Annotated in this window: 1 protein-coding gene; it reads left to right on the top strand. The window is 66.9% G+C overall.

Annotated elements, in window-relative coordinates; all coding sequences use genetic code 11:
- The coding region (locus O7A05_RS34010; RefSeq protein WP_337097784.1) for a DUF4118 domain-containing protein at window positions 1–1,088 on the top strand (1,088 nt) is incomplete at both ends.

Below are 1,088 nucleotides of genomic sequence, written 5' to 3'. Positions count from 1 at the left end.
GCGCCCTGGACGGCGCTTCACATCGACACGCCGCGTTTGGCCGGCATGTCCGAGGAAGACAAGGACCGCCTGGCCAGGAACCTGCGCCTCGCCGAGCAGCTCGGCGCCGAGATCACCACGATTCCCGGCCAGAACGTCGCCCAGGACATCGTGCGCCACGCGACGACGAACAATTTTACCCACATCGTCATCGGCAGGCCAACGCGCTCGCGCTGGCGCGAGCTGATCGAAGGCTCGCTAACCTATGATCTGATCCGCAATGCCGGCGACATCAGCGTCCATGTCATTTCCGGCGCCGAGCGCGATACCGACGCGCCGTCAGCGCGGGTCAAGGCCGCGACCGAGCAGAAGCCTTTCCAGATCTGGCCCTATCTGATCTCGACAGTCTACGTCGTCGGCGCGCTGGCCGTCAGCTCGATCCTCGACCAGTTCCTAGATGTCCGCAATCTCGCCAGCGTCCTGCTGCTGGCGGTGCTGACCGCCGCTGTGACCTTCGGGCTCTGGCCGGCGCTCTACGCCTGTTTCCTCTCCGCGCTTGCCTTCAACTTCTTCTTCCTCGAGCCGCGCTACACGCTGACGATCAGGGACCCCGAAAGCATCGTAGCCTTCGCCGTCTTCCTCGTCGTCGCCGTGATCGCCAGCAATCTCACGGCACGCGTGCAGCGCCAGGCGGTCGCCGCGCGCTCGCGGGCGCGCGCCACCGAGGATATCTATTCCTTTTCCAGGAAGCTCGCCGGCGCCGGCACGCTCGACGACGTGCTGTGGGCCACCGCCTTCCAGATCGCCTCGATGCTGAAGGTCCGCGTCGTGCTGCTTTTGCCGGAAAACGGCACCATCACCGTCAAGGCCGGCTATCCGCCGGACGATACCCTGGCTGAGGCCGATATCGCGGCCGCGCGCTGGGCCTGGGAGCACAACCGCGCCGCCGGCCGCGGCGCCGACACCTTGCCCGGCGCAAAACGCCTCTATCTGCCCTTGCGGACGGGGCGAACCGCGATCGGCGTGGTCGGCCTCGACAACGACAAGCAGGGACCGCTGCTGACGCCCGAGCAGCAACGCCTGCTCGACGCCTTGGTCGACCAGGCAGC

The sequence above is a fragment of the Mesorhizobium argentiipisi (SeqCode) genome (assembly GCF_037179585.1).
GTDB lineage: Bacteria > Pseudomonadota > Alphaproteobacteria > Rhizobiales > Rhizobiaceae > Mesorhizobium > Mesorhizobium argentiipisi.
Note: the sequence above shows the minus strand (reverse complement) of the source record. Positions and strands in the feature narration are given on the sequence as shown.